The sequence below is a fragment of the Pseudomonas sp. RHF3.3-3 genome, from assembly GCF_048069595.1.
GTDB classification, from domain to species: Bacteria; Pseudomonadota; Gammaproteobacteria; order Pseudomonadales; family Pseudomonadaceae; genus Aquipseudomonas; species Aquipseudomonas fuscovaginae_B.
Map to the genome: position 1 here is coordinate 6,033,459 of NZ_CP182250.1, position 23,859 is coordinate 6,057,317.

The following is a 23,859-nucleotide window of genomic DNA, read 5'->3' on the forward strand; positions in this document are numbered from 1 at the left end:
ACAAGGAGAGATCGGGATGGTCTTCTCATCCAACGTGTTCCTGTTCCTGTTCCTGCCGATCTTTCTCGGCTTGTACTACCTGAGCGGGCAACGCTATCGCAACCTGCTGTTGCTGGTCGCCAGCTACGTGTTCTACGCGTGGTGGCGGGTCGACTTCCTGGCGCTGTTCGCCGGCGTGACCCTGTGGAACTACTGGATCGGCCTGAAAGTCGGTGCCGCCGGCGTACGCAGCAAACCGGCCCAGCGCTGGCTGCTGCTGGGCGTGGCCGTCGACCTGGGCATCCTCGGCTACTTCAAGTACGCCAACTTCGGCGTCGACAGCCTGAACGCGATCATGACCTCGTTCGGTCTGGAACCGTTCATCCTGACCCACGTGCTGCTGCCGATCGGAATCTCGTTCTACATCTTCGAGTCCATCAGCTACATCATCGACGTGTACCGCGGCGACACCCCGGCGACCCGCAACCTGATCGACTTCGCGGCCTTCGTGGCGATCTTCCCGCACCTGATCGCCGGTCCCGTGCTGCGCTTTCGTGACCTGGCCGACCAGTTCAACCACCGCACCCACACCCTCGACAAGTTCTCCGAAGGTGCCACGCGGTTCATGCAGGGCTTCATCAAGAAGGTGTTCATCGCCGACACCCTGGCGGTGGTCGCCGACCACTGCTTCGCCCTGCAACATCCGACCACCGGCGATGCCTGGCTCGGCGCGCTGGCCTATACCGCGCAGTTGTACTTCGACTTCTCCGGCTACAGCGACATGGCCATCGGCCTGGGCCTGATGATGGGCTTCCGCTTCATGGAGAACTTCAAGCAGCCCTACATCAGCCAGTCGATCACCGAGTTCTGGCGGCGCTGGCACATCAGCCTGTCGACCTGGCTGCGCGACTACCTGTACATCACCCTCGGCGGTAACCGCCGCGGCACCCTGATCACCTACCGCAACCTGTTCCTGACCATGCTGCTGGGCGGCCTGTGGCACGGGGCGAACATCACCTACATCGTCTGGGGCGCCTGGCACGGCATGTGGCTGGCGATCGAAAAGGCCCTGGGCATCAACACCACCCCGCGCAGCCTCAACCCGATCCGCTGGGCCCTGACCTTCCTGCTGGTGATCATGGGCTGGGTGATCTTCCGTGCCGAGAACCTGCACGTGGCCGGCCGCATGTACGGTGCCATGTTCAGCTTCGGCGACTGGTCGCTGTCGGAACTCAACCGCGCCAGCCTCACCGGCCTGCAGGTGGCGACCCTGGTGGTGGCCTACGCGACCCTGGCGTTCTTCGGCCTGCGCGACCTGTACCGCGACCCGCCCGCCGCCAAGGCGAAAGGCAAGCCGGCCGATGGCCCGGCCAGCGCCCAACCCGGCCTGATCAAGGCCGCGCCCGGCGAGGCGGCCGGCAGCATCCATGAGCCCGGCTACACCGTCGGCGTCGAAGCCCAGGTGCAACCGGCCTACTGGGTCGCCGACTGGCCGCGCTACCTGATGCGCGCCCTGGTGCTGCTGCTGTTCATCGCCTCGATTCTCAAACTCTCGGCGCAGAGCTTCTCGCCGTTCCTCTACTTCCAGTTCTGAGGGAGCCGACCATGACCCGCTCATTACGCATCCTCTATATCGCGCTGTTCCTCGCCCTGCTGCTGGCGCTGGGCCTGTGGTCCCTGCGCGGCCTCATCGGCTTCAGCACCAACCCCGACGCCACGTTCCTCAACGGGCGCTGGGCCAAGGCCGTCGAGACCCGCTACGACGACGAGTTCCCGATCAAGCGCCTGGGCACCAACCTCTGGGCCGCGCTGGACTTCAAGCTGTTCAACGAAGGCCGTCCCGGCGTGGTACTGGGCCGTGACCAATGGCTCTACAGCGACGAGGAATTCAAGCCGACCGCCGGCCAGCAGCAGAACCTGCAAGACAACTACGCACTGGTCGAAGGCGTGCGCCAGACCCTCAAGGCCAAGGGCGTGAACCTGGTGATGGCGATCGTTCCGGCCAAGGTCCGGCTGTATCCGGAACACCTCGGCGACGAGCGTCCGGCCAGCATCCATGCCGACCTGTACCGTGACTTCCACGCCCGCGTCGCCGCCGGGCACATCCTCGCCCCCGACCTGCTCGGCCCGCTGCAGCAGGCCAAGCAGAACGGCCAGCAGGTATTCCTGCGCACCGACACCCACTGGACCCCGGACGGTGCCCAGGTCGCCGCGAACCAACTGGCCAACGCGATAGCCCAGGCCATGCCGCTCAGCGGCCAGCCGCAGCGCTTCGTCACCGAGGCCGGGAAGACCGAGGAACACAAGGGCGACCTGCGTCAGTTCCTGCCGCTGGACCCATTGTTCGAGAACCTGATGCCGGCCGAGGAGCCGCTGGAAAAACGTGTCACCCGTGCCGTCGACAGCGAGTCGGCCGGCGGCGACGCCCTGTTCGCCGACAACGAAGTGCCGGTGGCACTGATCGGCACCAGCTACAGCGCCAACCCGAAATGGAACTTCGTCGGCGCCCTGAAGCAGGCACTGCACAGCGACGTGGTCAATTACGCCGAGGACGGCCATGGACCCATCCTGCCGATGCTCGCCTACCTGAAAAGCGACGCCTTCAAGAACAACCCGCCACAGGTGCTGATCTGGGAATTCCCGGAGCGCTACCTGCCGGTCAACAACGAAATCGGCGATGCCGACCCGCAGTGGGTCGCGCAATTGAAAGCCGCGGGTATCCGCCAACAGAACCTGGTTCTGAACACAACCCGATCCGAGTCGCCTGCACAGGCGCAAAACTGAAAAAGAGGTATGCACCATGACTTTTACTACTACTGGTAACACCCACGGCCGTACCCTCAAGACCCTGGTCATGGCCGCCGGCCTGAGCCTGCTCTCGCTGCAGGTCTGGGCCGCCGGCGACGCCGCCCTGTACGGCCCGACCGCACCGAAAGGCTCGAGCTTCGTACGCCTGTACAACGCCAGCAACCAGGAAGTCAGCGCCACCGTCGGGGCCACCGCGCTCAACGACGTCGCCCCACTGGCCAGCAGCGACTTCAGCTTCATGCCCGGCGGTGACTACAGCGCCAAGGTCGGCAGCCAGAGCCTGCCGGTGAAACTCGCCCCCGATCACTATTACACCCTGGTCAACAACGCCAGCGGCCAGCCACAGCTGATCGAGGAACCACCGTTCAAGAACAAGCAGAAGTCCCTGGTACGCGTGCAGAACCTCAGCGACAAGGCGCTGACCCTCAAGACCGCCGATGGCAAGACCGACGTGGTCCAGTCGGTGGCCGCCAAGGGTCGTGGCGAACGCGAGATCAACCCGGTGAAGGTCAGCTTCGCCCTGTACGACGGCAACCAGAAGGTCAGTGACCTCAAGCCGGTCGCGCTGGAACGCGGCGAAGCGGCGGTGCTCTACGTCACCGGCAGCGGCAGCAGCCTGTCGCCGGTCTGGGTCAAGCGCCCGGTGTCGACCCGCTGATGAATTCGCCGGACGAACGCGACCTGAGCGTGCGGGCTCGACAGGTGCTGCTCCCGCCAACGCGCATCGTCCGGCACTGGACAACAACAAGACAGCACACAGTAGCTCTGAACCCAATATCGTTTAAAGGAGTAACAGCATGATCCCGGTAATCCTCTCTGGTGGTAGCGGCTCCCGTCTCTGGCCACTGTCGCGCAAGCAGTTTCCCAAGCAGTTCCTCGCCCTGACCGGCGAGCAGACCCTGTTCCAGCAGACCATCGAACGCCTGGTGTTCGAAGGCATGGACACCCCGATCGTGGTCTGCAACAAGGACCACCGCTTCATCGTCAGCGAACAGCTGCAGGCACGCCAGCTCGAAGCCCAGCGCATCCTGATGGAGCCCTTCGGCCGCAATACCGCACCCGCCGTGGCCCTGACCGCCATGCTGCTGGTCAACGAAGGCCGCGACGAGCTGATGCTGGTGCTGCCCGCCGACCATGTGCTGGAGGACCAGAAGGGCCTGCAGCGCGCCCTGGCCCTGGCCACCGTGGCCGCCGAACGTGGCGAGATGGTGCTGTTCGGCGTGCCGGCGACCAAGCCGGAAACCGGCTATGGCTACATCAAGTCGAGCAACGACGCGCTGCTGCCGGAAGGCGTCAGCCGGGTCTCGCAATTCGTCGAGAAGCCCGATGAAAAACGCGCCAACGAGTTCGTCGAGGCCGGCGGCTACTACTGGAACAGCGGCATGTTCCTGTTCCGCGCCAGCCGCTTCCTCGAAGAGCTGAAAAAGCACGATCCGGACATCTACGACACCTGCCTGCTGACCCTCGAACGCAGCCAGCAGGATGCCGACAGCGTGACCCTCGACGAAGCCACCTTCGCCCAGTGCCCGGACAACTCGATCGACTACGCGGTGATGGAAAAGACCCAGCGCGCCTGCGTGGTGCCGCTCACCGCCGGCTGGAGCGACGTCGGTTGCTGGTCGTCGCTGTGGGATGTGCACGAGAAGGACGAGAACGGCAACGTCAGCAAGGGCGACGTGGTGATCCAGGACAGCCGCAACTGCATGATCCACGGCAACGGCAAACTGGTGTCGGTGATCGGCCTGGAGAACATCGTGGTGGTCGAGACCAAGGACGCGATGATGATCGCCCACAAGGACAAGGTCCAGGGCGTCAAGCAACTGGTCAACACCCTCAACGCACAGGGCCGCAGCGAAACCCAGAACCACTGCGAAGTCTACCGGCCATGGGGCTCCTATGACTCGGTGGACATGGGCGGACGCTTCCAGGTCAAGCACATCTCGGTCAAGCCGGGAGCGTGCCTGTCGCTGCAGATGCATCACCACCGCGCCGAACACTGGATCGTGGTCAGCGGCACCGCCGAAGTGACCTGTGACGAAAACGTGTTCCTGCTCTGCGAGAACCAGTCCACCTACATCCCGATCGCCTCGGTGCACCGCCTGCGCAACCCGGGCAAGATCCCGCTGGAGATCATCGAAGTGCAATCGGGCAGCTACCTGGGCGAAGACGATATCGAGCGTTTCGAAGATATCTACGGCCGTTCGACTCCGGTCGAGCGGGGCGTCTCGGTGAAAACCATCGCCCAGTGACTCCCGCGTTCCACCACCTGAGCCCTGCCCGCCGCGTCCCCTATCCGCGGCGGGCAGGGCGCGGGTGCCCCCATTGCGCTCACAACACTGCCCCCGAATTGTAAGAGCCACGCTCCCTGACAGGTGGGCAAATCTCCAGGATGGACCCGCGCCACCTACACTGTCAGGATGAGGCTTCCCGCATTATCGAGGCATCCGTTCATGTTCATCGGCGTCCTGCTGATCATCACCTGGCTGATCCTGTTGTTGCGCTACCCGGCCAAGGCCTTGCCGGTCTCCCTGGCCGCGCTGGCCGGACTGGGCATGGTGGCCGCCTGGGTGGCCTGGATGGATACCCGCGAAGCCCGGCAACTGGCGCGCCTGGAGATGCGTATCAGCTACGCCCCCGAGCACTGCCCGGCCGACCGACCGCTGCAACTGAAGATGAAAAACGACAACAGCGTGCCCCTGGTGGAACTGCGCTGGCGCATCGCCGCCTACGCTCCGGGCGACACCGTCAACCTCGCCGAAAACAGCTACAGCGCCCCCCGCTATCGCGGTCCTGGCCAGTTGCAGGCCGCAGGAGTCTGGGAAGATTGCCTGCCAATGCCGCCCCTGCGTCCCGGCTACCGTCCACAGACTCTGGAGTTTCGCGCAGAGCGTCTGCAGGGCAGTTTTTCCGGCTGAAACCGACAATGATGGCACTTGGCCACCTGTCATTTTTGACAGGTTACAACCCTCTGATTTTGGCGTTGAATAACCCTTTGGCGGTGCAACCCAGGCAGGGAGTCAGAATGAAGAGCCACACCTCAGTGACCGAGATAAAGACCCGGCGCGCGTTCCGCAGCGAGCTGGGCAGTCTGGAAGTGCCGCTCATCCGCCCCAAGCCCTCGGTCGTGCTGATCTACGGTCGCGGCTGCCCGCCCTGCGAACAACTCAAGCCGCAAATCGCGGCACTGGCCGCCGGGCCCTATCGGGACAAGGTGGCGTTTTTCCAGCTCAGCTATCCGATCTTCAAGCTGATGCAACCGGCTATCGAGATCGAGTTCGTACCCACCCTGTTCTTTCTCGATGGTCACGGTGGCCAGAGCCGCATGCACGGCACCAACCGGGAAAAGATCAAACAGGGGCTCGATTCACTCCTTTTTGTCACGGACAAGGTATTCTCGGAGGTCTTCGACTCCCAGGCCTCATAAGGATGTGCCCATGCCCGTCACCTTGATCACCGGATGCTCCAGCGGTATCGGCCGCGCCTTGGCCGACAGTTTCAGACAGGCCGGCCATGAGGTCTGGGCCACCGCACGCAAGGCCGAGGATGTCGCTGCCCTGGCCGCCGCCGGGTTCACCGCCGTGCAGTTGGACGTCAACGATGGCAAGGCCCTGCAACAGCTGGCCGAACGTATCGGGCAGCAGCCGGCGGGCCTGGACATCCTGATCAACAACGCCGGCTACGGCGCCATGGGTCCGCTGCTCGATGGCGGTGTCGAGGCCATGCAGCGGCAGTTCGAAACCAATGTGTTTTCCGTCGTCGGCGTAACCCGCGCCCTGCTCCCGGCGCTGCGCCGCAGCCGTGGGCTGGTGGTGAATGTCGGCAGTGTCTCGGGCGTGCTGGTCACTCCGTTCGCCGGCGCCTACTGCGCGTCCAAGGCGGCGGTGCATGCCCTGAGCGATGCGCTGCGCATGGAACTGGCCCCCTTTGGTGTGCGGGTGATGGAAGTGCAGCCCGGGGCGATCGACACCCATTTCGCCCGGAATGCCAGCCATGAGGCCGAGCAACTGATTGCCGAGGAATCGCCCTGGTGGCCGTTGCGTGAGGGCATCCGCGCGCGGGCCAACGCCTCGCAGAACCGGCCGACGCCGGCCAGCGAATTTGCCGCCGGCCTGCTCAGGGCCGCCAGCCAGCCCAATCCGCCACGTCTGTTGCGCCTGGGCAACGGCAGCCGGGCCTTGCCATTGATGGCGAACCTGCTGCCCAAGGGCCTGCTGGAGAAGGTGCTGATGAAGAAGTTCGGCTTGGGAGGCCGGCTCTAGGCACCATCCGCCGTGATGGCCCCACAACGACCGAGTGAAGCCAGGCGTTGGCGGTGATCTTCGGGGCCCTTGCAGCCTGCCGCTGCCCCAGGTCACTGCGCGGTCGGCTTGACCACCACCGTGCAGGTGATCCCCGCCGCCAGCAAGACACCGTCCGGCACCTCGTCGATGTGAATCCGCACCGGCACCCGCTGGGCCAGGCGTACCCAGTTGAAGGTCGGGTTGACGTCGGCGATCAGTTCGCGGCTCTCGGGGTTGTCACGGTCGTAGATACCCCGCGAAATGCTTTCCACGTGCCCCTTGAGCACCTGGCCGCTCATCAGTTGCAGGTCCGCCGGGTCGCCGACCTTCACATGGGGCAGTTTGGTCTCCTCGAAGAAGCCGTAGACCCAGAACGAGTTCATGTCGACCACCGCCATCTTCGCCTCGCCCATGCGCGCATAGTCGCCGCGGTGCACGTTGAGGTTGGTGACGTAGCCGTCCACCGCCGCGCGCACCTGGGTCCGTGCCAGGTTCAGTTGTGCCGCCTCCAGTTGCGCCTGGGCCTGCTGGTAGTCGGCCAGGGCCGCGTCGGCGAGGTTGCCGGCATCGTCGCGGCTTTCCTTGGAAATCACCATGTTGTCCAGGTCGGCGCGACGATGGGCATTGACCTTGCGCATCTCCCAGGTGGCCTTGCGCGAGTCCACCAGCGACTGCGCCTGCTTGACCGCGATGCGATAGTGCTCGGGGTCGATCTGCATCAGCAGGTCGCCCTTCTTCACCACCTGGTTGTCACGCACCGGCACGTCCACCACCTCGCCGGTGACGTCCGCCGCGACGTTGATGATGTCGGCGCGTACCCGGCCGTCGCGGGTCCAGGGGGTTTCCATGTACTGCACCCACAGCAGCCGGCCGATCCAGATCGCGAGGGCCAGGACCAGCAAGGTGGCGAGCAGGCTGAAGAGCTTTTTCATCGGGTCGTTCTCAACGGTAAACAGTGAGCGCCAGGGCGCCGAAGATGCAACTGAACAGGCTCAGGCGCAGCAGCGCCGGATGCCAGAAGAAGCGGTACAGGTCATGGCTGGCGATGAAGCGGTCGAGCGCCCAACCCACCCCGGCGGCCACCAGGAACACCAGGGTCACGGTCGGCAGGTAGAGGCCGTGGAAGGCGATTTCACGAAGCATGGGCAGTTCCTTGTGGGTGGCCCAGGGCCGCCAGCGGCGAACGCGGGTCCAGCAGCGAGGTGCGGATGAAGTGCAGGTAGCTTTGCACCCGGCGCAGCACCGAGGTGTCGAAGTGGCGGGCAAAGGGTTCGTCGGTGGCCTGGACCCGGCTGATGGCGTGGTCCACCGCCACCAGTGCGCGCTCCAGGTTGCTGGCGCCCGGCTGGATGAACAGGCGCATCAGCGAGCGGCCCATGACCCGGATCGACTGGCGCCACGGCTGCGATTCGGCATAGGCCGGATGCACCGGCAGGATCGCCTGTTCCTTGCGCAGCTCGATGATCGCGTGGCCGACCTCCAGCACCACGAACATCCAGCGCAACAGCGAACTCTGCACCTGCGGCTGGCCCGCGGCGAAACCGTAGGCCTGGTGCAGCAGGTCGCGGGTACCGCTTTCGAAGGCCGAACCGAGGCCCTTGAGCCTGCCGCTGATGGCGAACACCACCTGCTCGCGCAGGTCCTGCTCCAGCCGCTGCCAGAGCCAGCGGCTGTTGGGCGGCAGGATGATCGCGCCCGCCGCCGCGCAGACCAGCATGCCCATGACCATGCCGATGTAGTCGTTGATGAAGGTGTAGGGGTTGTAGACCGTCAGGTTGTCCGGGACCGAGCCGGTGCTGAAGAAAATCAGCAGGCCGACCCCCACTCCCATGTAGGCCGGGCGCGAGGCGAGGAAGGCGCCCAGCACGAACACCGGGGCAAGCACCAGGCACAGCAGCGCGAAGCCGTCGATCCAGGGGAACACGAAGAACATCTCGCCAAAGCCGATCAGCGCGCCGAGAAAGGTCCCGCAGGCCATCTGGAACGACATGCGCTTGGGATTCGGGGTCGCGGCCGACAGGCCGACCGTGGCGGCGGCGATCAGGGTCATGGTCGCCCCGCTCGGCCAGGCGGTGGCGACCCAGTAACTGCCGAGCACCAGCAGGATGAACGCGGCCCGGAGGCCCGACGCCGAGGCCGCCAGCCAGTTGGTCTTGGGCACGAAGGATTCGTCCCACTGCTCGCGTTCGTGGCGGTGGTCGGCCAGGGACGCGTGGGTCAACGCATAGCTGTGCAGTTCCTCGACGAAGCGGTAGAGCAGTTCGAAGGCAGTGTGGAAATCCAGCAGGTCGGCTTCGTCCGGCTCGCGCTCCAGGAACGCCGAACGCAGGCTGCGCACCTGCTCCGGCAGGCTCGCCTTGTAGTCGGCCAGTTGCTGCGCCAGGCGTGCGGCATCGGCGTCGGTCAGGCCGCGCCCGGCAAAACCGTCGAGCAGTTCGGCCAGGCCCCGGAAGCCCGGCTCGATCAAGGCGAACACCGTCGGGGCCTGGTCAGCGCGCAAGCGCTCCAGCAGTTGGTGCAGGGCATTGAAGCGGGTGGTCAGGGCCATGAACTCGCTGTTCAGCCGGTTCAGGCGACCGTTGCGCCGACGCATGTGCGGATCTTCAAAGACGGTGACGCTGCGCAGGCCCTCTATGCCCACGGCCTGGGCGATGAAACCGATGTTGGCGGTTTCGAACGCCGCGCTGGCATGGGGGCCACGCAGGCCGCTGCTGACGAACCCGGCAAAGGCGCCGAAGCGCTGGTAGAGCGCGTTGCGCATCGCCGCACTGGCGCTCTGCGGCAGGATCGCGGCGCTGACGAAGGTCGAGCAGACCAGCCCCAGGGCGATCTCCAGCACCCGCCACACCGCCGCCATGAACGCCCCTTCCGGGTGTGCCAGGGCCGGCAGGCCGACCATCGCCGCGGTGTAGCCGGCGAGGACGAAACCGTAGGCGCGGAAGTTGCGGTTGCGCGCCGCACCGGCCGAGCAGACCCCGACCCAGATCGCCAGGGCGCCAAGAAACAGCTCGGTGTTCTGCGCGAACAGGGCGATCAGCAACACCATCATCGCCGAGCCGGCCAGGGTGCCGAGCAGGCGATAGAAACTCTTGGCGAACACGTGGCCGCTCTGCGGCTGCATGACGATGAACACGGTGATCATCGCCGTGCGCGGCTGCGGCAACTCCAGGCGCATGGCCAGCCAGAGGGTCAGGAAGGCGGCGGCCAGGACCTTGAAGATATAGACCCAGGTCACGCCATCGCTACGCGCCCAGTCAAAGAAACCGCGACGCCATTCGAGGGAGTACAGCCAGCGCACCGGGGCGGGCAAGGGAGTCATGGGGCGATTCTCAGTGATCGAAGGCGGCCATTACGGCGGGTGGTCTGGACGGCATGCTGCGCTCCGGCGCCGGTACATCGTTGCCTGCACCGAGGCCACCGCCCAGGGCGGTGACCAGCTCGGCGTGGGCACTCAGGCGCGCGGCCTGGACCTGCTGCTCGACCTGCTGCTGGTGAAACAGCAGGGTCTGCGCATTGAGCACATTGAGGTAGTCGGTGAGGCCGCGCTGGTAGGCGATCATCGCCAGGTCGTAGGTTTTCTGCGCCGCCGCCACCGACTCGGCGGCAAAGGCCTGCTGCTTGTCCAGCGACTCGCGGCGGATCAATCGATCGGAAATACCCTTGAGGGCATTGACCAGCGTCTGGTTGTAATGAGCCACGGCGATGTCGTAGCCGGCCGTGGCTTCGCCCAGTTCGGCACGCAGGCGGCCGCCATCGAAGATCGGCAACGAGATCGCCGGGCCGACGCTGTAGTTGAATTTCTTCCCGGCCAGGAACTCCAGCATGCCGCCGCCGGTGGCCATGTAGCCGAGGCTGCCGACCAGGTCGACGTTGGGGTAGAAACCGGCATGGGCCACGTCGATGCCGCGGGCCTGGGCCGCGACCTGCCAGCGGCTGGCGACCACGTCGGGGCGCTGGCCGAGCAGGTCGACCGGCAGGGCCGACGGCAGTTTCAGTGCGGTGCGCAGAGACAGCGATGGACGCTTGAGGCGCGCGCCCTCGCCCGGACCGAAACCGGCCAGGGCCGCCAGCTGGTTGCGGCTCAGGGCGATTTCCTCGTCCAGCGCATCGAGCTGGCGGTGGGTTTCCGGCAACGGCGCCTGGGCCTGGCTGACTTCGAACTGGGTACCGATGCCGCCTGCCAGGCGGCGTTGTGCCAGGTCGAGAATCTGCGTCTGCTGGGTCAGGGTCGCCTCGACGATATCGCGCTGGGCGTAATGCAGCGACAACCGGATGTAGGCCCGCACGATGTTGCCCTGCAACTCCAGGCGGGCCTGGCGCTCCTCGGCGGCACTCATGTGTGCCAGGTCCACGGCGCGTTCGGTCGCGTTGCTCTCGCGGCCCCAGAGGTCGAGGGAATAGCTCAGGCCAAGGGCCGCATTGTTGTCCCAGGTGTTGGAGCCAGCCAAATCACCGGGCCCGTAGAACGGATCGGTGGCCCACTTGTGGCGCTTGAGGGTCGACTGGCCGTTGACCTGCAGCGCCTCGGCCGATTCGGCCAGACCGGCCAGGGCCCGCGCCTGGCGCACCCGGGCGGCGGCCATGGCCAGGCTCGGGCTGCCTTGCAGGGCCAGGTCGAGCCATTGGTCGAGTTGCGGATCGCCATAGGCCTGCCACCAACGGGCTGTCGGCCAGTGGGCATCGCGCGCGGCGCTGCGGATCGCTTCGTCGGTGGAAAGGGTGTTGGCGGCGAGGCTCTTGCCTTGTGGGGCAATTCCTCCGGTTCCGATGCAGCCGCTGATAGCCAAGGATAAAGCCCAAACACTGAGAGTCTTCAACTCTCTGCTGATGCGACGCGGCACTGCTGCGAATTCCCGACATGGATGGAGAAGCTTTGGAGCGGCAATTCTAGGGGGCGCCCGGCACGGCGATAAGCGTGGATTCCTGCGAATATTTGTTACCGTTCCCGCGATAATCCGTCGCAGGCGATGGCGAAATGACGTGCCGGAGCGACCCGGTCCATGAGCGCATTGTGATATTGGCGACCCAACCGCCATGCCAGTCTGAATCCATATCGACGTTGTCACCGGACTGACAATAAAAAACACAAGTCAGAGGCATTCCATGAATCTGTCTCTCGAACTACGCAAGCGCTGTGGTCTTTACCGCTCCCTCGCCCCTCCCGATCCCCTGGATGCATTGCAACACTGCCTGCTCGACGACTTGCGAATCGCGGTCGAACGGCGCGAAGACCGCTTGCACCTGCTGACTCTGGATGGCGATCCCTGCACCCTCGAGTACGCCGACGGCTACCGGGTCAGCCGGGCATTGCAGGGCGTCGGGCACATCGCGGTACGGCACTGGCAACAGCTCAACCTGAGCCTGTGCCGCAGCCACATGAGCATCGACTGCCAGGAGACGACACCCGTCGTCAGGGGGCTGATCCGCCCGGCCCACTCCCCGGAACAGGTACTGAGAGAACTGACCACCTTCTTCAACCTCTCCAGTGCCGCCAAACACTCCGCCGACTGAAACAGGACGCTCACCATGTCCGAAGCCATCCGTGATGACTTCATCCGCCTTCTGAGCCGCCAACTGCCGGATCCGCCGGCCGACTACTTCCAACTCGCCACCGATTGGGATCAGCACCGGCTCTGGCTGGAGTACGACCGGCCAAGACTGCTGCTCATGCTCGCCCGCCCCGATGCACCGGCCGGTAGTGGCTCGCCCGACTTTATCGTCCAGGGCCCCGATGCCCCCGTGATGCTGCTGTTCGATACCTGGTTCCGCGACCAGGCGGTCAAGGCCCTGTTCGTCGAACCCTGCCTGGGCGAAAGGACCGGCATCCTCGACGCCTGCGATTTTTTCCTGCGACGCTGCCAGGCGCCGGAGTGACGAACCATGAAGCTCTCCAGCGCGGTGCAAAACAAGCAGGCCCTGTTTCCCAGCGATCCTGCAGCCCCCAGGTTGCTCAGCTTCACCCGCATGGACTCGTACCACGACGAAGCCCCGTCGCTGAACCCGTCCCCGCAGGACCTCACGCAACACCTGCAAGGCGTCCAAGCGGCCCCTGCCAGCCAGGACCGCCCCCCGACAACCGTTGGCACGCTTTCCCATCACTTCCTGGAAAAGCTGGCAGACAGCCCGCCTGCCCGGCGTGCCACCCAGCAAAAGCTCTACCGACAGTTGCTGTCGCGCACCAGCGGCGCCCCCGACCCGGCCAGCCTCGGCAAAAAGGAGGCACAGGCCTGCTACGAGTACTTCAAGGCGGCCCAGCAATCATTTGACGAACTCGCCCGCACCGGCGCCGAACCACAACGCCAGGAGCACGAGGAGCAACGCGACCTGTGCCGGATGCTCAAATGGCAGTTTCGTGCCAGCCGCGACCAGCGCAGCAAAACCGTGCTGGACCAGGCCCTGGCCAAAAGCCGGGCCACGGTGGCCGAGGGTGGCTCACTGGGTAACCAGACCCGGCTGGGAGTGGGCATGGGGGTACCGGGCATGGCCAGTATCGTGCCAGGCATGGAGCTGTCCACGGGACTGAGCACCACCCAGGGCCGCATCATCAGGGATACCACCAGCGTCAGCGCGGGGGTGACGGCAAAGTTGTCAGCCAGAGTGGCCTCGGCACAGGCAGGTGTGTCGGTCGAGAAGTCCACCGTCCGCAAGTACGGCGATATCGACGCCTATGCCAATGCCCGCAGCCGCTCCAAATGGACCTGGTGGAACGGCTCCAAGCGCGACATGCTCACCCAGAGCCGCAACCTGTTCGCCAGTTGCAACCACTACAAGCGCAACATCCGGCTTGCCGCCCAGAGCCAGCTCTACCTGGAAAAAAAGCTGCGGGAAAACGGCCTCGCCTCGCCGGGGTTCGAGCGACACAGCCCCAAGGCCCAGCCGTTCCAGATCGAACGCGGCACGCGGGTTGCCCTGACCGGTAGCGCCGAATTCGATGGCCTGGGCGTCGTCACGCTGGGGGCGACGGTAAAGGCGGACATCCTGCACACCACGAAAAACCAGGCGATGGATATCATCGGGTTGCATGACAGCTACCCGGAGCTCGCCAGAACGCGCCTTGATAGAACACACCGCGACAACACCACAGCGCAGCAATTAATCAGCGCCATAGACGAACATGTCGACAACAGCAGCGAGCAACTGACCAGCGCGGTACTGCGCAATCTGGACTCCCGCAAGCGAAAAGAGCTCACAGAGGCAGTCGACAGCCGCTCCCGGGAGTTGGCCAACCAATACATCCATCTCAAGATCAGCAACGATATCGCTGAAGACTCGAAAGAGGACCGGGCCATCAGCCAGCGGTTCACGGAGCATGCACTGCTGCTGCGCCCGGACAGCCTGAAGATCCATACGGCCAAGGCCGACACCGAAACCCGGAGCATCAGCACCGAAGCAAAACTCAAGGTCGCCGCCGGTGCCAGTGCGCAAACCTCGGTGAAACTCAGCCTGTCGTCGGTCAAGGACGATGACCCGCACCTGAGCGGGACCTACCTGGACCTTACGCTCAACGGCCAGTTCAACAGCCTGGAAAGCCTGCAGAACCTGGTCTCGAGCGGCCTGTCCCGGCTCGGCGTCAACGGCTTCGACCCGGCGCCTATCGTGGCGATGATCGCCGGCACGGTGGTGTATCAGCAACATGGCGTCTCGGCGACGTTCTCGCTGAAGATCAAGGAGGGGAAACCGGTGTTGCTGTTGAGCCAGAAACTCCTCACGCAAACCGACAATGTCAATCGGACCATCGATACCCCCACCCCGCTGACGGTCGAGGTCGGCCTCGGCGGCCTTCTGCACAGCCTGCTCGGGGAACAGCTGGGCAGCCAGTCGCTGGACCTGTTGTTACCGCTCGCCCTGGGCAAACTGAGCAAGCGCACGCAGGCCGACATCGACTGGTGGGACGGCTATGTTCACAAGCATGCGAACGCCTTCGACAAGCTGCTGAACAATATTGCCAATGGCAGCGAAAAGACGCTGATCGTTCAGGAGCTCGAAGAAATCAGGAGGCGCATCTCACCGGCTGGAAGCCACGTCGTCGATAGCCTGTTCGAGGCCGCCAAGGCCGCCCGCGACAACCTGGACGAGCACCACCTGCAACTGGCCCGGGAAGCCCTGAAGGAGGTGTTTTTCGCCTACATCGACGACTACTATGACGCCAAGGTGAAGGGGGCCTGGCGGGTCGAATGAAGCCGATGGCGCAAAAGCGCCACATTCGGGCGGAGACAAGCTGCACATCGCCCTGTTACTTCGTGTCACAATTTACCATCGCCCCAGAGAGAGCCCCATGGACACTTTGCAAAACATGCGCGCCTTCAGTTGCGTGGCCGAAGCCGGGAGCTTCACCGCCGCCGCCGTACAACTGGACACCACGACGGCCAACGTCTCGCGCGCGGTCTCCAACCTGGAAGCCCACCTGCAAACCCGCCTGCTCAACCGTACCACCCGCCGTATCGCCCTGACCGAAGCCGGCAAGCGCTACCTGCTGCGCTGCGAACAGATCCTGGCCTACGTCGAGGAAGCCGAGGCCGAAGCCAGCGACGCCCATGCGCGGCCGGCCGGGCTGCTGAAAGTGCACACCATGACCGGGGTCGGCCAGCATTTCGTGATCGATGCGATTGCCCGCTACCGCAAGACCCACCCGGACGTGACCTTCGACCTGACCCTGGCCAACCGCGTGCCGGACCTGCTGGACGAGGGCTACGACGTGTCCATCGTGCTCGCCAAGGAGCTGCCCGACTCCGGTTTCGTCTCGCAACGGCTGGGCATCACCTACAGCATCGTCTGCGCTTCGCCCGAGTACGTGAAAGCCAACGGCTGCGCGCGCAAGCCCAGCGAACTGCTCAACCACGCCTGCCTGCGCCTGGTCAGTCCGGTAACGGCCCTGGACAACTGGACCTTCAACGGCCCGGATGGCCAGGAGGCGGTGACCCTGTCCAGCTCGCCGTTCCTGGTGAACTCGGCCGACGCGATGAAAACCGCGATCACCAGCGGCATGGGCGTCGGCGTACTGCCGGTGTACGCGGCCATCGAAGGCCTGCGCAACGGCAGCCTGGTGCGCATGATGCCCGAGTACCGTTCCCAGGAACTGAACCTGTACGCGATCTATCCATCGCGGCAGTACCTGGATGCCAAGATCAAGACCTGGGTCGAGTACCTGCGCGGCTCGCTGCCGGAAATCCTCGCCGCCCACCAGGCCGAGCTGGCCGCCTATGAACTGAGCAGCGTACGCCTGGCGACCTGAGACGGTGGAAGAGCCCAGGATTGTGTGCAGGCTTGAGGGCCCCTTCGCGGGCAAGCCACGCTCCTACAAGGTCCGTGTCGAACCACAAATCCGCAAGCGACTGATGACCTGTAGGAGCCGGCGGTGCGGCGATCCGACTTGCCCGCGAAGGAGCCCTCAAGCCTTACTCGCCCCTACAGCCCCCCGGCGAAAAATGATAGCGTGCTTGCTATCCCCGCCGTTCGATGAGCTTCGCGATGAAAAAAACCGTACTTGCCTTCAGCCGCATCACCCCTGCCATGGTCGAGCAACTGCGCCAGGATTTCGAGGTGATAGTCCCGGATCCCAAGCTTGGCGATCTCAGTGCCCAGTTCGACGAAGCCCTGCCCCATGCCCACGGCCTGATCGGTGTCGGGCGCAAGCTGGGCCGCGCCCAGCTGGAAAACGCCGGCAGGCTCGAAGTGGTTTCCAGTGTCTCGGTCGGCTACGACAACTATGACGTGGCCTACCTCAGCGAACGCGGGATCATGCTCACCAATACCCCCGACGTGCTCACCGAAAGCACCGCCGACGTCGGTTTCGCGCTGCTGATGAGCACCGCTCGCCGGGTGGCCGAGCTGGATGCCTGGACCAAGGCCGGCCAGTGGAAAGCCACCATCGGCCCGGACCTGTTCGGCACCGACGTCTATGGCAAGACACTGGGTATCGTCGGCCTGGGCAATATCGGCGCCGCCGTCGCCCGCCGCGGCCACTTCGGTTTCAACATGCCGATTCTCTACAGCGGCAACAGCCGCAAGACCGAGCTGGAGCAGCAACTGGGGGCCCAGTACCGCAGCCTCGACGCCTTGCTGGCCGAAGCCGACTTCGTGGTGCTGGTGGTGCCGCTCAGCGAGAAGACCCGCCATCTGATTGGCGAGCGTGAGCTGGGCCTGATGAAACCGGGGGCGATCCTGGTGAACATCTCCCGCGGCCCGGTGGTGGACGAGCCGGCACTGATCCAGGCGCTGCAGGCCGGCACCCTGCGCGGTGCCGGGCTGGATGTCTACGAGAAGGAGCCGCTGGCCGAATCGCCCCTGTTCCAGTTGAAGAATGCCGTGACCCTGCCGCATATCGGCTCGGCCACCCATGAAACCCGCGAAGCCATGGCCAACCGGGCGCTGGCCAACCTGCGCAGCGCCCTGCTCGGCGAGCGCCCGCAGGACCTGGTCAACCCGCAGGTCTGGAAAGGCTGAGGCGTTTGCGACCGATCGGCCTCAGGCACTGCCCAAGGCCGATACCCCCTCCTTGAGCAGTGCCCGGATGGTCCAGTACCTGACCCAGACCGAACGCCGCGTGTTGTACTGGAACTGGCTCATCCGGGTACGCCAGAGCAGGCGATACTCGTTGTCTTCCGGATGGCTGTCGTACGCCAGCAGCTTGCCGAAGACCCGTTGAAAATCGGCGTCATGGGCATGAATCAGGAAATTGCTCCAGACATCGTTGCTCACCAGGAACCGCACCAGCGCAGAACTGCCATCCTCGACCGGCATGGCATCCTCCTGGGGCAGGTACTCGGGCAACACCTCGGGCGGCTCCGGCGCAACCTCCTCGGGCAACTCTTCGAGTACCTCACTCAGCAACATCCGTGACGGATCGGTGACCGGTGACTGGGGAGACTGCACGGCAAGCTCCTGGCTCAGCACCTGCGCCTTCATCTCTTCGATCTGTCGTGGGCTGAGCCGTACCGGGCTGGTGCTGAACAGGCCATTGAACTGGTCGGGCAAGGCCAGGTCCCGCGCCAGTGCATCATAGTAGGCCCGATACCAGAAAAGCGGCGACGTATGCCGGACAGTGCTTGCCAGGCGCATGGCCTCCAGGCGGAACTGCCCTCTCAACAGTGTCAGCAAGCGGGACTCGGCGGCCTGCGGCTCCAGCTTCAAGGCCTCGTGGCAATTCACGGCAAACTCCAGGCGGTTGAAAATCTGGTAACTGGTGGACCCCGAATAACGCCAGTGCCCCTCGATCTGAAACAACCGGTTGCACAGGCTCAGGCTCTGCGAGGCCACCTCGAGCACTCGCCAGACCCGCGCACTCAGATCGTTGCGCGCCCCCTGATAGTGCACACTGAAGAAGGTCGGCGGGGAGCTCATGCGCTCGAACAGCAGGAAGAACACGTCCGCCCCCGGCAGATCCCTGAGCTGACGCCACAGTGCGATCCTGTGCGGGGTCTTTTCGCCACCCACCGCCCAACGGTCGATCCCGAACGTGGACGATACCGGCAGGTCCTCAATGCCGAAGTTCACCTGCTGCTCATGCCGTTGCCGGTAGTTGAGAATCGCACTGAGTGCCTGGGAGGACAGTGGATTACCCGACAGATCGGTCCCATGACAGAGCTGATCGTTCCCATTGAACAACTGCACCGGCAGATCGCTGATGGTGTTCATCCGCAGCTCAACCCTCACCAGATCCCTGAGCCCAAGCAATCCGGGGGGCCATTCGTGAATACCGGTGTGACTGAGCCGCAGCACCCGCAAACGCTGCAGGCTGGCAAAATCGGGGAGCACGGCCAGCGGGTTGCCATTGAGATTGAGTTCGAGCAGTTGCGTCAATCCCTCCAGCTCCCGTGCAGTACCCCGGATCAGGCGCACGCGGTTGTTCTCCAGCGACAGCACCTGCAGCTTCTGCAACTGGGAGATACCGTTGGGCAGGCTGCTCAAGCCGCTACGCTCCATGCGCAAGGTGGTCAGCCCGGTGAAGCTTCTCAGGAACCGGCTCAGGTAGCGAACGCCTTCCAGTCCCATGTTGTTCATCGACAGCAGCGTGACATGGCTGAAATCGGCATTCAGCTCCGGCAGATCCTCGACTTCCAGGCCGTCGAGCACCAACACGTAGGACAACGGCGATTGCGCCCCGGTGCTCTGGCGACGCCAGCAGCGCCGGATACGCCGGGCAATCTCCCGACGCGGGACGACCCGGCTATCGACAGAGAAAGACTCGGGCTCATAGAGCAGCGGTGCAGCCACCCAGGCAGCCAGTTCCTTCCTGAGCCGGCGATACTCGGCCTGCAGCCCCTCGACAGCCCGGGTGCGTTCCTCGGTCGTGCGGCCCAGGTCCGCCAGAATGCTGAACAACTGCGCATCGCTACAACCGCGATAGAGCCCCCTGAGCTTTCTGAGCAGGCCGGGCGGATAGCCGCTCGCTCTTGCCCGTCCGGTCAGCGGATAGCCCAGCGTGCCACCGACCAGGCGCACCAGGCGTTGCGGCAGGTGGGCCCAGGGCATGACCGGAGATTGTCCGAGCAGGCGCCTGAGCTGATTGCGATCACTTGCCGCCCTCTGGAACATCACCCTTTTCAGATCCTGCTCGACCGTCTCGCCGAGATGAGCGATCCCCAGAGTGGTACGCCGCAATTGCGGCAAGGCCAGCAGCACGGCGGAAAACGGATCCTCATGAACCGTCGCCAGGCTGCGGGCACCATCGCGCTCCATGGCGAACGATTCATAACCCGCATCGCTCTTGACCAGTATCCGGCGAGTCATGGCCGTATCGACCCCGACACGGGCGATCAACGGACCGGCCGCCGTATCGCGGCGCAACTCGATCCGCAGGCTCGGCTCCCAACCGGGCAAATGTTCGAGCAACTGCAACAGCAACGTATCGTTGACGTCGGTTCTCTCGGTGGGCAGGCACAGGCTCTCGTACAGCCGGCAGACGTCGATCTCGCCACTCAGGTAGCGGGCCTCCTCGGCCAACCCCAGCGGCAGCCGCCGGGACTCGCGAATCAGCCGGCATTCGGACGACTCCGCCTGCTCCAGCATGGCCTGCGCCAGTTCCTCACTCAGTGACGGAAACTGCTCCCGGACAACGCTCACCAAGGGCGCGAGTTCACTGGAGGCCTCAGCACGGGCCGGCGGGCGGGCCAGGCCGAAGTGCCGGCTGACCTCGTCCAGCAGCGGCACCGGCACCTGGTTCTCGAACAGCAGCCGACCGGGCAGGCTGTCCGGCACCCCACTGGTGCCCAGCACCTGGCGGACCAGACTCTCGGAAAGCTCCGGGCCGTCCCCCAGCAGGCGCCGCAGCGCCCGCTCCGCGCTCCAGGCCAACGGCTGCTCGAACTCATGCCACCAGCCGCCGCGCCCATTGTGTTCCAGCAAGGGCCCATAGGCGCCCATGGCCGTCGGGTGCCGCCCCCGCCACTCACCGAACAAACCATCCCATTCGACTTCATGAAAGTCTTCGCCAAGGCGTACCAGCCAACGCCGATCCAGCGTGTACAGCCCTGGCACAGCCGCCACCGCAAGGGGGCTGACCGGAAGCGGGCGCGCATACTGTTCCAGCCGCAGGCCCAGGCTGCCGTCCTCCCGACGCAACGTCAGCAGATAGGCAAAGATGCCGTCGCGCAGCGACTGGATGTCCTGCGGCGAAGACATCCCCAGCAGTCCCTGCTCCCGCGTCGAGAGCGACGCGGCCAGTGCCAGATAGAAACTCTGGCTCGGCACCGACAGGTCGACGTTCGGCTGGTGGCGTGCCTGCAACGTGGAGTAGGCGCCTTGCCCGTATCGACGCAGCGACAACCGGTCCGCCACGGGCAAGGCCGCACTGTCACCCTCGACCCACCTCAGGCCGCTGCCCAGGCGATCATGGAGAAAGTCGTCGGCGATGCATTGCAACCAGGCATCCGTTGACTCATGGAACGAACGCACCTGGCGAATGCCATCCAGCACACGTCCCAGGACGCTGAACTGCTGCTCGCGATCCAGGCTGTAGCGCAGCCGATAAGGCACACGTCGAGCGTCCAGCAACTCCCCGACCTGCGTCGACGACAGCGGATTGTCCCGCAGGAACTGCGCCAGCCTGGGCAACGACAGGTGTGGATACAACAGGCGCAGGGTCACCACCGAATGCGGTATGCCGCCGAGGAACACCGGCAGGTAGCCGATGGCGCCGCTGCTCGAGGCATGGGTACTGGTGCCAGCATCGATCTTCAACCAGCCCGAATACATGCCCAGAGCGTCGAACAGTTCTGCCGAACGCTCACGCGCCATCACGCCGAGTTGAAGACGCACCTCGCCCACCAGCACACGTCGTACCACCGGCTCCATGCCGCCGATCAGTGTCTCGCCAGGCAACAGGCCGAGGATCAGGTCGAGCACGCCGGCTTCATGGGCCAGGGTGGTCATCGCCGCGCCGGCCACCCCGGAATGCTCGACGAAACCGCCCTGCGCCAGTTGCCTGATGTTTACCGAGCGACTGAACATGCCCAGGCGCTGGCGCCGGCCATAAACCTGCTGCAGTTCGCCGTTGCTGTCATGAACCCGCAGGCAAAGGTCCTCGGGCCAGAGTGACAAGTGAGGCAAGAGGCAGAACAGCACGCGCTGGGACATGGGCGACAGCAGGCCCTGCTCTTCGTCGGCGGCCACGATCCCGGCGATCCCCTGCTCGACCTCGAAACGCTCCAGCGCTTCAACCAGCGCCGGTTGCGGCAGTTGCCCCGACCAGACCTGGTCCAGATGCTCGCGGGAAACGCCACTGGTCTCCAGAACCCGCCGCAACTGCTCCGGGGTCCCCCCTTTCAGAGCGACCATGCGCTCGAGCAGGCGGGTATCCGAAAGCGTTCGACTGTCGTCGAGGGACACCGACCAGCGCCGGGACTCGGGATCGTAGGCCATCGGCGGGTGAAATGCCGCAGGGTCGGCCGGGACCGCCCGATAACCCGGCAGGATTTTGTCGTACTGCAGCTCGACCGTCAGTTCCTGATCGTTCTCCCTGGCCTGGCCATACAGCTTGCCACCCTGGCGGCCCAGCCCGTCGCCATCGAACACCGAGGCCAGTTCGAGACGCTTGCGCGCATAAGGAATCAGGCTGTCTTTCCACAGGCGGGTGACCGTGCTCCCACCCGGCACCATGCGGTACCGGTCCAGTTGGGCGAACTCGCTGGCAATGTGTCGCGAAGCCAGGCGCCCGGCATAGCCATGCAAGCCGCCCATCAGCAACAGGCTGCCGATTTCCAGCCCAGCCTGCAGCAGGCTTTCCGGATGACCCTGCCCGGCCTGCTCGATCCCTTCGTACAGCTCCATCACCAGATTCATGCCCAGGGCAGCCGTGACGATCCGGCCGATACTGCCCAGCCCTCCCGGCACCGGCGTCAGCAACAGGTCGAGCAAATGGTGCATGAAGGTGATCACCCCCTCCTTGACCGCCCGCCAATCCTGTTGCCCCTTGGACACCGCCATCGCCTCGACATTGACGCGAAAACGCCAACTGTAGAACGTGCTCAACGCCTGCTGTGGATCCTGCCCGGTGGGCTGGTAGGCAAACTCCAGGTCATCCAGGGTCCGGACCGGAAACACCCAGTGAAAGGCGTCGTAGAGTTTCCCGGCGGCCCAGTTCAGGCCCTCTGGCTTGTGCTCGGGATCGAGCAGTGGCCAGAGCCGGCCCTGCTGCTCGAAGGACAGCGAGGAGATCAGCCAGCCCAGTTGTCCGCGGGCGTTGTCGACCTGGAGCAGGGCCTTGAACTCATGTTCGAAGGCCGCCTGCGACACGTGGTGACGCAACACCCCGCCCGGCCGCTCGGCACAATAGCTGTACAGCCCGACCACCCCGGGGACCCGGATGATCAGCAGCGGCAAATGGAAACGCCCGTGGTCCGAAGGACTCGACGAAAACAGCTGCAGGATCGCCTCCTCGATGGTGAATTCCACCTCGGCGATACGGCCCGGCAGCGAGTCCGGCAGCTTGAGCGACACATGCTCGACCTTCAGCCAGGGCAGGCCGAGCTCCAGCGCATCGCGCAAGGCGTCGAACAGTTCCCGGCTCAGGCCGCTGTTGTTGGCATTGCGTGGCGCGTCATAGAGGTTGAAGCGGAACAGGTCGTGCATGTGCGCGCTGATCGCCCGGCTCAGCCCGGCATCGGGAGCCAGGGCCTTCTCGACCCGCTGGCGCAGGTCGGCGCCCAGGTTCAGTTCCCGGACGATGCGGATGAAATCATCCACCTCGAGCAGACCGTACTTGCTGACACTCTCTGCCCCCTGGTCATGGCTGATCCAGCGGCCTTTCACTTCAGGGAAGTCGAAGAAGGCGAAGTTCAGGCGTGCGGCGTCCCACAGCGACAGCGTCGCCACCTCCACGACCGTCACGCTACTGGTATCGAGTGCCCGCTTGAAGATCGATGGCAAGCTGCCAGGCGTCTGCGGATCCAGGGCATAGGCGGTGTGCAGATAGGTGGTTTGCGGGTCGAGGTCCAGGCGGCTGATCTGCTTGAGCCACTTGCGCAACTCGCGCAGACCGTTCTGTTCGAACTCGTCGAGCAGACGCCGGCTCTCGGTATCCAGGGCATTTCCGGTCGCGTTCAATGAATGGAAAAGACCGAGCCAGGTGCGCTGCTCCCTCTCGTTCAGCGGGCCCATGGAAGCCTGGAACGTCTGGGTGATATGGTCGAGGACCTGCTGCCGGGCCCAACTGTCACGGGAATGCAGGCCCGGGTTCTGGCGGGCGACGAAGGCGTCGAGCTGCGGGTCGACGCCCGCAGCGATATCGGCTGGGAGTAACGCGGTGGTTGGCGATGGTGGTTCCGGCGGGCTCATTCGGCCTCCCTGGCAAGCG

The 23,859-nt window shown here is 64.7% G+C and carries 17 protein-coding genes; 12 read left to right on the top strand and 5 right to left on the bottom strand.

Features of this window, described 5'->3' with window-relative positions:
- The first annotated feature begins 16 nt into the window (after nt 1-16).
- The 7 genes from ACMGT0_RS26480 (at nt 17) to ACMGT0_RS26510 (ending at nt 7,046) form a co-directional block, all read left to right on the top strand.
- Nucleotides 17-1,573, top strand: coding sequence for an MBOAT family O-acyltransferase (locus ACMGT0_RS26480; RefSeq protein WP_054060204.1), 1,557 nt, complete (start codon nt 17-19; stop codon nt 1,571-1,573).
- Nucleotides 1,574-1,584: 11 nt separating this feature from the next.
- Nucleotides 1,585-2,763 carry an alginate O-acetyltransferase gene (locus ACMGT0_RS26485; protein ID WP_054060203.1) on the top strand — a complete coding sequence of 393 codons (1,179 nt, stop codon included), beginning with the start codon at nt 1,585-1,587 and terminating at the stop codon, nt 2,761-2,763.
- A 16-nt stretch (nt 2,764-2,779) separates the two neighbouring features.
- The gene (locus ACMGT0_RS26490) at nt 2,780-3,445 is read left to right on the top strand and encodes an alginate O-acetyltransferase AlgF (RefSeq protein WP_416770455.1); all 666 of its coding nucleotides are present in this window, start codon (nt 2,780-2,782) and stop codon (nt 3,443-3,445) included.
- A 139-nt stretch (nt 3,446-3,584) separates the two neighbouring features.
- On the top strand, nt 3,585-5,036 hold the full coding sequence (locus ACMGT0_RS26495; protein WP_054060201.1) for a mannose-1-phosphate guanylyltransferase/mannose-6-phosphate isomerase: 1,452 nt from the start codon (nt 3,585-3,587) through the stop codon (nt 5,034-5,036).
- A 201-nt stretch (nt 5,037-5,237) separates the two neighbouring features.
- Entirely contained in the window at nt 5,238-5,702 is a 465-nt protein-coding gene (locus ACMGT0_RS26500) for a hypothetical protein (protein WP_054060200.1), read from the top strand.
- 107 nt (nt 5,703-5,809) lie between these two features.
- Nucleotides 5,810-6,211, top strand: a complete 402-nt coding sequence (locus tag ACMGT0_RS26505) for a thioredoxin family protein (protein WP_054060199.1) — start codon at nt 5,810-5,812, stop codon at nt 6,209-6,211.
- Nucleotides 6,212-6,221: 10 nt separating this feature from the next.
- On the top strand, nt 6,222-7,046 hold the full coding sequence (locus ACMGT0_RS26510) for an SDR family oxidoreductase (protein ID WP_054060198.1): 825 nt from the start codon (nt 6,222-6,224) through the stop codon (nt 7,044-7,046).
- Nucleotides 7,047-7,138: 92 nt separating this feature from the next.
- Here ACMGT0_RS26510 and ACMGT0_RS26515 read toward each other — a convergent pair whose 3' ends face one another.
- Genes ACMGT0_RS26515 through ACMGT0_RS26530 form a run of 4 tightly spaced genes read right to left on the bottom strand, consistent with a single transcriptional unit; the run spans nt 7,139 to nt 11,908 of the window.
- Nucleotides 7,139-7,999, bottom strand: coding sequence for an HlyD family secretion protein (locus ACMGT0_RS26515; protein WP_054060197.1), 861 nt, complete (start codon nt 7,997-7,999; stop codon nt 7,139-7,141).
- Between the two features lie 10 nt (nt 8,000-8,009).
- Nucleotides 8,010-8,210, bottom strand: a complete 201-nt coding sequence (locus ACMGT0_RS26520; RefSeq protein ID WP_010445139.1) for a DUF1656 domain-containing protein — start codon at nt 8,208-8,210, stop codon at nt 8,010-8,012.
- Nucleotides 8,200-10,386, bottom strand: coding sequence for an FUSC family protein (locus tag ACMGT0_RS26525; RefSeq protein ID WP_416770459.1), 2,187 nt, complete (start codon nt 10,384-10,386; stop codon nt 8,200-8,202). The genes ACMGT0_RS26520 and ACMGT0_RS26525 overlap by 11 nt, the downstream gene beginning before the upstream one ends.
- Before the next feature lie 10 nt (nt 10,387-10,396).
- The gene (locus ACMGT0_RS26530; protein WP_054061714.1) at nt 10,397-11,908 is read right to left on the bottom strand and encodes an efflux transporter outer membrane subunit; all 1,512 of its coding nucleotides are present in this window, start codon (nt 11,906-11,908) and stop codon (nt 10,397-10,399) included.
- 262 nt (nt 11,909-12,170) lie between these two features.
- On the opposite strand from ACMGT0_RS26530, the gene ACMGT0_RS26535 reads away from it, so the two are divergent.
- The 5 genes from ACMGT0_RS26535 to ACMGT0_RS26555 all read left to right on the top strand — a co-directional run bounded on the left by ACMGT0_RS26535 (nt 12,171) and on the right by ACMGT0_RS26555 (nt 17,510).
- Nucleotides 12,171-12,578 (top strand): hypothetical protein, encoded by a 408-nt coding sequence (locus tag ACMGT0_RS26535; RefSeq protein ID WP_054060425.1) that lies wholly within the window; start codon nt 12,171-12,173, stop codon nt 12,576-12,578.
- A gap of 15 nt (nt 12,579-12,593) precedes the next feature.
- Entirely contained in the window at nt 12,594-12,941 is a 348-nt protein-coding gene (locus ACMGT0_RS26540; RefSeq protein WP_054060424.1) for a hypothetical protein, read from the top strand.
- A gap of 6 nt (nt 12,942-12,947) precedes the next feature.
- A complete protein-coding gene (locus tag ACMGT0_RS26545) occupies nt 12,948-15,245 on the top strand; it encodes a hypothetical protein (RefSeq protein WP_416770461.1) in 2,298 nt (765 codons plus the stop codon).
- A gap of 97 nt (nt 15,246-15,342) precedes the next feature.
- Nucleotides 15,343-16,299 carry a LysR family transcriptional regulator gene (locus ACMGT0_RS26550; RefSeq protein WP_054060423.1) on the top strand — a complete coding sequence of 319 codons (957 nt, stop codon included), beginning with the start codon at nt 15,343-15,345 and terminating at the stop codon, nt 16,297-16,299.
- A 236-nt stretch (nt 16,300-16,535) separates the two neighbouring features.
- On the top strand, nt 16,536-17,510 hold the full coding sequence (locus tag ACMGT0_RS26555) for a 2-hydroxyacid dehydrogenase (protein ID WP_054060426.1): 975 nt from the start codon (nt 16,536-16,538) through the stop codon (nt 17,508-17,510).
- Between the two features lie 21 nt (nt 17,511-17,531).
- Here the strand turns inward: ACMGT0_RS26555 and ACMGT0_RS26560 are convergent, their stop codons facing one another.
- Nucleotides 17,532-23,840 carry an NEL-type E3 ubiquitin ligase domain-containing protein gene (locus ACMGT0_RS26560; protein ID WP_416770464.1) on the bottom strand — a complete coding sequence of 2,103 codons (6,309 nt, stop codon included), beginning with the start codon at nt 23,838-23,840 and terminating at the stop codon, nt 17,532-17,534.
- Nucleotides 23,841-23,859: the final 19 nt, after the last annotated feature.

Bases quoted from the DNA above. Each gene is read 5' to 3' on its own strand.
- ACMGT0_RS26480 (WP_054060204.1), top strand. From the start codon at position 17: ATGGTCTTCTCATCCAACGTGTTCCTGTTCCTGTTCCTGCCGATCTTT.
- ACMGT0_RS26485 (WP_054060203.1), top strand. From the start codon at position 1,585: ATGACCCGCTCATTACGCATCCTCTATATCGCGCTGTTCCTCGCCCTG.
- ACMGT0_RS26490 (WP_416770455.1), top strand. From the start codon at position 2,780: ATGACTTTTACTACTACTGGTAACACCCACGGCCGTACCCTCAAGACC.
- ACMGT0_RS26495 (WP_054060201.1), top strand. From the start codon at position 3,585: ATGATCCCGGTAATCCTCTCTGGTGGTAGCGGCTCCCGTCTCTGGCCA.
- ACMGT0_RS26500 (WP_054060200.1), top strand. From the start codon at position 5,238: ATGTTCATCGGCGTCCTGCTGATCATCACCTGGCTGATCCTGTTGTTG.
- ACMGT0_RS26505 (WP_054060199.1), top strand. From the start codon at position 5,810: ATGAAGAGCCACACCTCAGTGACCGAGATAAAGACCCGGCGCGCGTTC.
- ACMGT0_RS26510 (WP_054060198.1), top strand. From the start codon at position 6,222: ATGCCCGTCACCTTGATCACCGGATGCTCCAGCGGTATCGGCCGCGCC.
- ACMGT0_RS26515 (WP_054060197.1), bottom strand. From the start codon at position 7,999: ATGAAAAAGCTCTTCAGCCTGCTCGCCACCTTGCTGGTCCTGGCCCTC.
- ACMGT0_RS26520 (WP_010445139.1), bottom strand. From the start codon at position 8,210: ATGCTTCGTGAAATCGCCTTCCACGGCCTCTACCTGCCGACCGTGACC.
- ACMGT0_RS26525 (WP_416770459.1), bottom strand. From the start codon at position 10,386: ATGACTCCCTTGCCCGCCCCGGTGCGCTGGCTGTACTCCCTCGAATGG.
- ACMGT0_RS26535 (WP_054060425.1), top strand. From the start codon at position 12,171: ATGAATCTGTCTCTCGAACTACGCAAGCGCTGTGGTCTTTACCGCTCC.
- ACMGT0_RS26540 (WP_054060424.1), top strand. From the start codon at position 12,594: ATGTCCGAAGCCATCCGTGATGACTTCATCCGCCTTCTGAGCCGCCAA.
- ACMGT0_RS26545 (WP_416770461.1), top strand. From the start codon at position 12,948: ATGAAGCTCTCCAGCGCGGTGCAAAACAAGCAGGCCCTGTTTCCCAGC.
- ACMGT0_RS26550 (WP_054060423.1), top strand. From the start codon at position 15,343: ATGGACACTTTGCAAAACATGCGCGCCTTCAGTTGCGTGGCCGAAGCC.
- ACMGT0_RS26555 (WP_054060426.1), top strand. From the start codon at position 16,536: ATGAAAAAAACCGTACTTGCCTTCAGCCGCATCACCCCTGCCATGGTC.
- ACMGT0_RS26560 (WP_416770464.1), bottom strand. From the start codon at position 23,840: ATGAGCCCGCCGGAACCACCATCGCCAACCACCGCGTTACTCCCAGCC.